General features: G+C 60.0%; 10 protein-coding genes. 5 read left to right on the top strand and 5 right to left on the bottom strand.

Annotated features, from left to right (window positions below):
* Positions 1 to 130 precede the first annotated feature (130 nt).
* Both AC0L2M_RS03335 and AC0L2M_RS03330 read right to left on the bottom strand, forming a co-directional pair.
* Entirely contained in the window at positions 131 to 430 is a 300-nt protein-coding gene (locus AC0L2M_RS03335) for a DUF1236 domain-containing protein (protein WP_031256955.1), read from the bottom strand.
* Positions 431 to 755: 325 nt separating this feature from the next.
* Positions 756 to 1,055: a DUF1236 domain-containing protein gene (locus tag AC0L2M_RS03330; RefSeq protein ID WP_027156174.1), complete on the bottom strand. Its 300-nt coding sequence runs from the start codon at positions 1,053 to 1,055 to the stop codon at positions 756 to 758.
* A gap of 354 nt (positions 1,056 to 1,409) precedes the next feature.
* Here AC0L2M_RS03330 and AC0L2M_RS03325 point away from each other — a divergent pair, with 354 nt between their 5' ends.
* The 3 genes from AC0L2M_RS03325 to AC0L2M_RS03315 all read left to right on the top strand — a co-directional run bounded on the left by AC0L2M_RS03325 (position 1,410) and on the right by AC0L2M_RS03315 (position 4,085).
* On the top strand, positions 1,410 to 1,730 hold the full coding sequence (locus AC0L2M_RS03325; RefSeq protein WP_287257902.1) for a DUF3606 domain-containing protein: 321 nt from the start codon (positions 1,410 to 1,412) through the stop codon (positions 1,728 to 1,730).
* Positions 1,731 to 2,007: 277 nt separating this feature from the next.
* Positions 2,008 to 3,411 carry a sensor histidine kinase gene (locus AC0L2M_RS03320; protein ID WP_473534274.1) on the top strand — a complete coding sequence of 468 codons (1,404 nt, stop codon included), beginning with the start codon at positions 2,008 to 2,010 and terminating at the stop codon, positions 3,409 to 3,411.
* Entirely contained in the window at positions 3,411 to 4,085 is a 675-nt protein-coding gene (locus AC0L2M_RS03315; RefSeq protein ID WP_473534029.1) for a LuxR C-terminal-related transcriptional regulator, read from the top strand. The genes AC0L2M_RS03320 and AC0L2M_RS03315 overlap by 1 nt, the downstream gene beginning before the upstream one ends.
* A 34-nt stretch (positions 4,086 to 4,119) precedes the next feature.
* On the opposite strand, the gene AC0L2M_RS03310 is transcribed toward AC0L2M_RS03315, so the two are convergent.
* Positions 4,120 to 4,716, bottom strand: a complete 597-nt coding sequence (locus tag AC0L2M_RS03310; protein ID WP_473534028.1) for a hypothetical protein — start codon at positions 4,714 to 4,716, stop codon at positions 4,120 to 4,122.
* 843 nt (positions 4,717 to 5,559) lie between these two features.
* Positions 5,560 to 6,300: a DUF1236 domain-containing protein gene (locus AC0L2M_RS03305; RefSeq protein WP_473534027.1), complete on the bottom strand. Its 741-nt coding sequence runs from the start codon at positions 6,298 to 6,300 to the stop codon at positions 5,560 to 5,562.
* 746 nt (positions 6,301 to 7,046) lie between these two features.
* Here AC0L2M_RS03305 and AC0L2M_RS03300 point away from each other — a divergent pair.
* On the top strand, positions 7,047 to 7,349 hold the full coding sequence (locus AC0L2M_RS03300) for a DUF982 domain-containing protein (protein WP_023803628.1): 303 nt from the start codon (positions 7,047 to 7,049) through the stop codon (positions 7,347 to 7,349).
* 277 nt (positions 7,350 to 7,626) lie between these two features.
* Here the strand turns inward: AC0L2M_RS03300 and AC0L2M_RS03295 are convergent, their stop codons facing one another.
* On the bottom strand, positions 7,627 to 8,061 hold the full coding sequence (locus AC0L2M_RS03295; RefSeq protein WP_473534026.1) for a glycine-rich domain-containing protein: 435 nt from the start codon (positions 8,059 to 8,061) through the stop codon (positions 7,627 to 7,629).
* A 453-nt stretch (positions 8,062 to 8,514) separates the two neighbouring features.
* Between AC0L2M_RS03295 and AC0L2M_RS03290 the strand changes: the two genes are divergently transcribed.
* Positions 8,515 to 8,988: a (2Fe-2S)-binding protein gene (locus AC0L2M_RS03290; RefSeq protein WP_473534025.1), complete on the top strand. Its 474-nt coding sequence runs from the start codon at positions 8,515 to 8,517 to the stop codon at positions 8,986 to 8,988.
* Positions 8,989 to 8,991 lie beyond the last annotated feature (3 nt).

The following is an 8,991-nucleotide window of genomic DNA, read 5'->3' as shown; positions in this document are numbered from 1 at the left end:
CCCCGGCCCGGCGGTGGTGGTGCTTTTATACATATTTTTTTTTTTTTTTTTATATTCCCCCCCCCCCCCCCCCCCCCCCCCCCCCCCCCCCCCCCCCCCCCCCCGGGCGTCTCCTCCCCTCGCGTTCAGGTCACTGAATGATCTTGACGATCTTGCGTGTGCCGGGATCAACAAGAACGGTGCGATTGTCGACGACGACGTAGCGATACTCGACGTCGGGAACCTCGTGAAGCTCGACCGTCTCGGGTATCGTTGAACCGATATTGAGTTCCACCCCAGGGAGTTCCACGGATGCGAGCGGCTGCTTTTTCACATATTCCCTGATCACGGTCTCCTGTTCAGGCGCGATGATCACGTCCTGAGCGGCAACAGCGCCAACGCTGGCCAGCAGAAAAAGGCCCGCGGCTGCGGTGGAAAGATGCATTCTCATAACTGCCTCCTTTATGTCTGTGACTTGTAAGCCCATTTGCGCTGGACGGCATCAGCGCCTTGCTTACCCAAACTGGAGGCAGCCGCAAACGTTCCTTAGCTGGGCTTCGGTCCGATTTGGCAGGCCTTTGCGTAGGACCTAAGTCTGACGCGTCGCGCCCAAAGGACGATGCCGCGGGTTTCGGGGCGCACCGACTGCACGCTTCAATTGCTATGAACCATGGGCGCTATGAAACCGTAGGCGCTTTGAACCGTAGGCGACAGCGGAACGGCAAGACGGCCCGCCGCGTCCAAGCGGCGGGCGTCTCCTCCCCAGGCCATTTCAGTCAATCGATGATTTTAACGATCCTGCGTGTGCCTGGATCGACAAGAACGGTCCGATTGTCGACGACGACGTAGCGATATTGGACGTCGGGAACTTCATGAAGCTCGACCGTCTCGGGCAGCGCCGAGCCGATATTGAGCTCTACGCCAAGCAGGTTCACCGAGGCGAGCGGCTGCTTTTTCACATATTCCCTGATGACGGTCTCCTGTTCGGGCTGGATGATCACGTCCTGGGCAGCCACGGCGCCGACACTTGCCAGCAGCAGAAATCCTGCGGCTGCAGTGGAAAGATGCATTCTCATAAGTTTTTCCTTCCTGATGAGCTGTCTTGCGCTGGGACGCATCTTCGTCGCGCCAAGCTCACCTTCAACAACGAGACAGCTGCAAACGTTCCGCGGCTGGGCTTCGGTCCGACCAGAGACGCCGTGCCGATGGACCTAAGTCTGAATTGTCGTGCGCAAAGGGCGACGATGGCGTGTGGCCCGGAACCACGACTGCCAGCACTCGTTGCTCGCCGTGCGTCACGGGAGGAATCGATGGAGAATAGTGTTCACCAAGCCCGCTGGCTACTTGCACCGGTCTTCGCTGTCTCCATTGCCTTCCTGGCAATTGGAATAGTCGTCAGCTGATGAACGACCGACTTAACGATGTGGCTGATGGACGAAGATATCTGCGCAGCTAAGTCCCTTCCTGCGCCGATAAGGGACCACCCGCCATTCCTCGATTTGGCGGGTGGTCCCTCGTTTGCGTCCAATGTTCAAACGAGCTTTAGTGGGAAAACGGAAATGGACGACAACAACAAAGATCGATCGTTTCTCGACCGCGACCGCCTGTCGGTGGACCAGTATTACGAGGTGGAGCATTTCGCGCGAGAAAATGGCGTTTCGCCCAGCCAGGTCAGCAGGCTGATCAAAAAGAACGGCAACGATCGGGTGACCCTTACGCAAGCGGTGAGAGCATTGCGCGACCGGAAGTGAAAGACGCCGCACCTTCCGCCGCGCTGCCAGGGGCGACCGGTGCCGGCAGCACGTGGTTGAGGAGTCATATTTGCTGCCTCGCTCAACCATGGCAGTGGCGCTTGCGCAAAAAACCGCAAGGTTGCGGTTTTCGTCCAGCCCGCAAGCCCTAAGTTCCCTTGTTATTGATCGGTGCAGATCAAAGATGGCGTCATTTAGCGTCGTTCGACGACAGATTGGCTGGTTCTCTCGAATCGTGCCGCTGGCGCGACGCGCCGCCGACCGGGCCAGTGGAGATATGGCGCCATACAGACCGACAAGATTGCTCGATCGGTGGAATGCACTGTCGCTGGCCACTCAGTTTCTGCTCGCCGGCGGGCTGTTCTCGCTGTCGGCGATGATCGTGGTGGGAATGTCCGTGACAAGCCAGATAGAAGCCGCCGTCACCCGGAACTCGGCCGCCTCTACCGCTCTTTACGTCGACAGCGTCATCGCGCCGCTGCTTCCCGACATGCGCACGAGTGAGATGCTGGACGAGAGCGTTGCGCACGCGCTGGATGAAACGCTGGGACAAGGCGCACTCGGCACAAGGCTCGAATCATTCAAGCTCTGGCGCCGCGATGGCACCATCCTCTATTCAACCAATAAAAATTTGGTCGGGAAGCGCCTTCCACTCAGCGACAATCTCCGGGCCGCATTCGCCGGCGACATGGTTGCTGAATTGGACAGGGACTATGATAACCAGGCTGAGAGGGACAGCAGCCTGCATCTTCTTGAAATCTATAATCCGATGCTTCAGCCGTGGTCGGGCGAAGTCGTGGCTGTTTTGGAATTCGACGAGATCGCCACCGATTTTGAAAAGGATCTCCGGCAGGCACTCGTTCGGACCTGGTTCGATGTCGCAGCAGTCACCGCGGTTTTTTTCCTCGGGCTTTCGGTGATCGTTTTTCGTGGCAGCCGCACGATTCGTTCCCAGAGCCGCTCCTTGAAGCAGCGTATTGCCGAACTTTCCGATCTGGTCGCTCAAAACAGAATGTTGAGGCTGCGGGTGCAACGTGCTTCGCAGCGCGCCACGGCACTTAACGAACGTCACCTCAGGCGAATCGGCGCGGACCTGCACGACGGGCCGGCGCAGTTGGTTGCCCTCGCTGCGCTGGGGATTGACAGCCCCGTGCTGACCGATCCGGCCACGCCGGCTGCGGCGCGCGCACGGGAATTGCAGGTGGTCAAAGCGAATCTGGACGATGCGATGCGAGAAATCAGGAATGTCAGCAAGGGTCTTATGCTGCCGCATGTCGAGAATGCCGAGTTGACGGAAATCCTCGAGCTTGCCGTGCGAGCGCACGAAGAGCGGACCGGCGTCAAAGTGATGCTGTCCATGACCGGGAGCCACACACCCTTGTCGCCAGCGGCCAAGATCTGCATCTTTCGCTTCATTCAGGAGGCGCTGAACAACGGCTTTCACCATGCCGGGGGTGCCGATCAATCGGTCGCGAAACATTTCGACGGGGAGCGCGTTTCTATCGAGGTTTCCGACACCGGCCCAGGTTTCGACCCGAAGATCATCCATCCTGAACGGCTGGGGCTCATCGGGCTGCGTGAGCGGGTAGAAAGCCTCGGCGGCCAATTTGATGTAACATCTTCACAGAACGGCACGGTGGTGAAAATGGTTCTCAACACAGTCGAAATAGGACAGGCGTGATGGCAGCGGCCATAAAGCTCGCCATTGTCGACGACCATCCGCTGTTCAGGGAAGGCGTTGTGCGCACCCTCGAGCAGATCGGCGGGTTCGAGATCGTTGCCCAAGGCAGCAGTAGAGATGACGCCTTGCGGATATCGGAAGACCAGCAGCTCGATATTCTGCTGATGGACATCTCAGTGCCTGGAGGGGGCCTCAGCGCAGTCGGGCCGGCCTTGGAGCGGCACCCGGATCTGAAAATCGTGATGCTGACCGTTTCGGAGGAAAACCAGCACGTCATGGCCGCCTTGCAGAGCGGGGCAAGAGGCTATGTCCTAAAAGGTGTCGGATCGAGAACCCTGGCCGCCATACTGCGCACGGTGGCGATGGGCGAACGGTATGTTTGTCCGCAATTGTCGGCGCGCGTGTTGGTCGACCTGTCCAGCCAACCAACCGCGATCGAGAAACCCGACGTTCTGGCCGAACTCACCAGTCGCGAAAGAGAGATCCTGACGCTCGTTGCCGCGGGATTGAGCAACAAGCGGATCGGTCTTCAGCTGAACCTGCACGAGAAAACCATAAAGCACCACATGACGCGGATTCTGGCCAAGCTCAATGTGAGCAACCGGACCGAAGCCGCGATGACATTGCGCGACGCGACCGAGCATCAGCATCCGCCTGTCCGCGATCCTGCATGAAGCAAGACAGCCTTGCGGCCTGTGGAACGCGCCATCACTCGATCATCCGGAGCAGTCTTGCCCGATCGGATGTCTTTGCCTGCCGCCGAATGATGGTGCGGCCCATGGCATCGCGCATCTCGTAATGGCCGCCGTCGATGCGCTCGCTCAGCCCGTTGGAATGCACCACACCCACGCTTGCCCCGCGCACCTCGATCCGGTCTCCAGTGGTCACGTTGATATACGTCTTGGGCTTGTTGCCAGGATTTAGCGCGGTAGCCGGATTTGTCGGGGGAGTGACGTTCAGTGCTTTTGTTTTGTTCGCATTGCCGTTCGGGTCCGTGGCCTGTGGGGCTGCGGCATTTCCAGGGTCTGTGGCATTTCCAGGAGCGTTTCCAGAGTTGTCGGGGCTTTCAGTGTCTCCTGAGTTGCCGGAGCCAGAGTTGCCGGAGCCAGTGTTGCCGGAGCCGGAGTTGCCGGAGCCAGAGTTGCCGGAGCCGGAGTTGCCGGAGCCGGAGTTGCCGGAATCAGAGTTGCCGGAGTCTGAGTTCCCAGCGTTCCCAGAGTTCCCTTGTGCCCAGGCGGCCTGTGGGCTTAGCGTCAGGGACAGGCCGTCCTGTGCCACACGGTAGGGGCTGACGACGAGAACCAAGGCCGATGCGCTCAGGCAGATGGCGACGCGAAGCCCTCGAAGAGATTTGAGACTGCGCTGCGATTGAGGCCGGGCAGGCCGCGCACCGGCGAGAACTCTTGTCTCACAATGCTTCGGGCGCTGCGGCCGTATTGCGTTTGTGATCAATGAATTTGCCAATAGCACGCCAGAATATCCTTTTACCGTCACGCCCTATGTTGCATCTCTGCCTATTTCGAATTCGCCCAAGTCAATCCTTCGCCCAAGCCAATCTTCTGAACTGCACCGATTTATCAGGCTTTCGCCATCATCGGGCTGTGTCAAGACCCACCAGTCTCGAGGGGGAGAACCGGTGGGTCTCGCTGGCGCAGGAAGGGACTCATAACTGCGCGAGTGCATTGCCTTCATCGGTGGACCTCATCAGCCGATGAAAAGCCCAACGGCTCCAACCCCGAACGCCAGGCCAAATATCGGAAAAAGCAGCCAACGTGCCTGGTGAATGCTGGGGTCCATTGCAGCCTCCTGTCACGGTGTCGGGATCGCAACGACGCCAGCAGGAGCTCGGTTCCTACAAACTCCCCCATTTCAGGCTTTTGCCATAGCGGTCCCGGACCAAAGCACTGCCTGGGCCAGCCCATGGTCGGCAAGCGGCCAGACCGAAGTCCTAGCTCAGGCCTTTTGAGCAGGGAGGACGCCGTCCAGATGTAATCCAGGTGGGAAGCGGCTGAAGAAACCTCGACACGCAGAAAGCCTGTCAGTTTGAACAGGCGTAATAGCCGTGCCTTTGGTGGCAGAGACTGGTCCATGCAAACGAGGGGTCCGCCGTGGGGGCAGCGGACCCCTCGTTTAGCCCGAACTAGGGCGTCAGGCCAGAATAAGGACGATCTTGAATGTATCCGGGTCGACGATGACGATACGGCCATCGGCCAACACGAAATACTGGTACTCTTCGTAAGCCGGGACGATCTCGATGATTCGCCGTGGCAGAGGACGCAGTTCAACCCTCTGCCGCGGAACCTCGACACCCACTGAGATGTCAAAATCGACGTCGGCAACCGGTTCGACCTTTTCCTCCTTGAGGATCTGGGTGATTTCCGTTTTCTGTTCAACGGTCACATTGCTGATCGCGCCGGTCTCCGTCTCATCCTGTGACTGAGTGGTGCCGCCCTGGGTCTGCTGCTCGGTGGTGGTACCGGCCTCGCCCTGGGTCTGCTGCTCGGTCTGGGTCTTGGCCTTGTCCTGCGCCTGTTGCTCGGTCGTGGCGCCAGCCTCGCCCTGGGGCTGCTGCTCGGTCTGGGTCTTGGCCTTGTCCTGCGCCTGTTGCTCGGTTGTGGCGCCAGCCTCGCCTTGAGTCTGCTGCTCGGCGGTTACGCCGGCTTTACCCTGGGCTTGCTCGTCGGTCTGCATCTTCGCCTTGCCTTGAGCCTGCTCCTTGGTGGTGGCGCCGGCCTTACCCTGTTCGCCCATCGCACCTTCCGGGCAACCGGCCGAGCCGGCCGGGCAGTCGGTGCCGGACTGGCTTTGGGCCGGCTGCTGTTCCTGAGCGAATGCTGCGCCACAGCCAACGCCTATGGCCAGCATACTGGTGATCAGAACTTTTTTCACGAGACGTCTCCTTCGAAAAGTCTGTCCCTTCATGGGGAAAACCACCTCTGGAATGTTTTGTTCCAGGCGAATTGACCGGGCGCGGAAGCCGCGTCCAGGCGCGCGCCGGACTGAGCCAGCGAGCGCGCCGAATAGGCCGTGTCCTTGTTCCAGCAGAGGCGCGGGCTCTCCGTTCGGCCCACTCTTCCAACTGGCGGTGGTAGACGCCGGGCAGCCGGCACGCGAATGATTTTTCTCGGTCCGCGCGCACCGGGCACATCTCAGCCCCCCAAGCCGTGCTTGACCGCTTGATCGCCCGTCGCACCTGCGGGTACGGCGGGCTTTTTTTGCCTGTGCCAGCCTGTGAGGCTGGAACACTGTCCTGCGAGGACAGTTTGGTGCCAGCAGCGTAGTATTGTCCCCTCATACAATGCTGCGAGATCGGTAGCTCCGGTCAGCCCGCGTCTTCTCCCCGAGGGCGCGGGCTTTCTGCTGTTGTCCAGGCCTTCCGGCGTGACGAATGCTGCCGACGGCCTTTGCGAGAGTTCGGTTTCATCGGGAGCGATGGCGTTCGCCCGTCCTCGGCTGCGGGTTGCAGCGCTACACAGCGACGTTCCGCATGCGGTCCCTGTCCTGCGAGGAGGTTTGCTTCAGTCCCGAATTGGCCGCTCCTTGACAGCAAAAAGTGCGCTTCACATATTTTCCGCAGCCGTCGCTCACGGCTCTCGTGGAAGCTCAAACACTCGTTCAGTTGAATGGAGGTTGTAATGAACGACAGGACTTTCGACCGGCCTGTTTTCGTCAGGAAAGGGGAGTTCATGGTGGAGGAAATCGAATGCTTGGCCGATGCTTTCGAGTTCCTGCAGGAATGGCCGAACAATCGCAGAGGGCCAATCTTTGACACGGCGTTCCGCGCCTGCCAGCGCGCCTATGATGGCCAGGTTCCCATTTCAGTTGCACGCGAGGCCTTCGCCGGCTTCGCGAGATCGGCCAAGATCCTCGAGGACGTCTCTGCAGCAATGCCCTGGATGACGGCACAGAAAACCGGTCGCGGTGGCGTTACTGCCTAACCGATGTAGCTGCCTGAGGCGCGTTGCGTTGGAATGGACTCGTGCGACGCATGCGGCGCGCTTGGGGTTTTTGTGGTTACGCATGCCGTTATTGCAAACCGCTGCGCACCCTCAGTTCCTGCCCGAGGGCGTGCTTTTGCGCGACATGCATTACATTAGCGAAAAGATGGCCGGCGCCGCAGGGAGCGGGGGGAGGTGGGGTCGCCTAGGGTGGCGCCGAGCCAGGCGGCATTGGGTTTCGCCACGACGAAAGGCGTAGCAAAGTTCGCCAGATCGGTTATGGCGTGACGCGGAAGTTCGCCGGGCCTCCGAGGATTCCCCTTCCAACGTTGTTTGTTCGACGGGCTTTACCTGCGCGCTCGCCGATTCGGAGCGGCGTTCTCGGAAGGCGTCCAACCCAACCGCCTTCGGTCGGTTCGTGATGGATATCCCTGCCCAGCACACCACGGCAGAAATCGTCCCAGTAGCTACGGGTGTACACGAGGTGCAGGTGCCAGGCTTCATCGACTTCCTGCGAAGGGGTCAGCATCTCGTCAGAGACGCACATCAGGTAGACGAATTTTTTGTATTCTTCGACGAGACGCTGCGCAAACTCCGGCGGCCAGCCGTTTTCTCGGGCAAGCCTGGCCGAGAAGGGCAGATCGATGTCGGGTTGATCGAAATTGTAGCCTTCAATGCGGTGCCAGAGATTGAGGTCGCTTGGTCCGCTCATCTGCCCTCTCATCGACGGTGGAACGACAAGAACTATAGCACATTCTGTGGAATACACCGGTGGGGTACGTGTTTGCGTCTCTCTAGCTCCGCATCATCGTCGGCGAACCCCGTTGCAATTATGCCCACTCCGCCGGGAGAGGGCAGCCATTCCGCGCAAGCTCGGCGATCCAATCGACCGACCCGGCTTGCTGAGTTCCACTGCGCACCTTCTTTGAACACAGTGAACGGCAATGCCGGCGCTGACCGCGCAAACGCGGACGTGCCTCGCCTGTGTGACGCATTCAGAAACCACGTTTCTAAGGTCATGCAAATTGCGCAGTCTAATCCAGCATCGCCCGGCGAGCTAGCTTTAGCGCTAGCCACCAACTTGCCAATGTCTCAGTCGGCCGGGAAGCCCCAGGCCGCTTGGGAAACCTGTTCGGGTGGAGCAACCCAGGAGAACCTACCGGCCATGATCTCACTGAATATCAACGGGCGAGAGCACGAGATTGACGTTGACCCCGAAACTCCGATCCTTTGGGTCCTGCGTGACACGCTCGGAATGAGCGGCACCAAATTCGGCTGCGGCGCAGCGCTCTGTGGCGCCTGTACGGTGCATCTGGATGGCGAGGCAATCCGCTCGTGCAGCACACCGGTTTCCGCCGTTGAAAGCGGCAGGATCACCACGATTGAAAAGACAACCGACGGCACCGACCGTGTCGGCTCGGCTGTCCACGCTGCATGGGTCAGGCACGACGTGGCACAATGCGGCTACTGTCAGAGCGGCCAGATCATGAGCGCGACGGCTTTGCTCGCGTCGCTGTCGCCCGGCGCGCAGCCGACCGCCGAAGAGATCGACTCCGCCATGGCCGGAAACATCTGCCGCTGTGGAACCTATGCCCGTATCCGCGCCGCTATAGCCGACGCCGCCAGCACCCTCGTCTGAAGG

The sequence above is a fragment of the Mesorhizobium sp. WSM4806 genome (genome assembly GCF_055811635.1).
Note: the sequence above shows the minus strand (reverse complement) of the source record. Positions and strands in the feature narration are given on the sequence as shown.

Excerpts from the sequence above, each read along its gene's own strand:
- AC0L2M_RS03335 (WP_031256955.1), bottom strand. The coding sequence starts at position 430 with ATGAGAATGCATCTTTCCACCGCAGCCGCGGGCCTTTTTCTGCTGGCC.
- AC0L2M_RS03320 (WP_473534274.1), top strand. The coding sequence starts at position 2,008 with ATGGCGCCATACAGACCGACAAGATTGCTCGATCGGTGGAATGCACTG.
- AC0L2M_RS03330 (WP_027156174.1), bottom strand. The coding sequence starts at position 1,055 with ATGAGAATGCATCTTTCCACTGCAGCCGCAGGATTTCTGCTGCTGGCA.
- AC0L2M_RS03325 (WP_287257902.1), top strand. The coding sequence starts at position 1,410 with ATGGACGAAGATATCTGCGCAGCTAAGTCCCTTCCTGCGCCGATAAGG.
- AC0L2M_RS03300 (WP_023803628.1), top strand. The coding sequence starts at position 7,047 with ATGAACGACAGGACTTTCGACCGGCCTGTTTTCGTCAGGAAAGGGGAG.
- AC0L2M_RS03315 (WP_473534029.1), top strand. The coding sequence starts at position 3,411 with ATGGCAGCGGCCATAAAGCTCGCCATTGTCGACGACCATCCGCTGTTC.
- AC0L2M_RS03295 (WP_473534026.1), bottom strand. The coding sequence starts at position 8,061 with ATGAGCGGACCAAGCGACCTCAATCTCTGGCACCGCATTGAAGGCTAC.
- AC0L2M_RS03290 (WP_473534025.1), top strand. The coding sequence starts at position 8,515 with ATGATCTCACTGAATATCAACGGGCGAGAGCACGAGATTGACGTTGAC.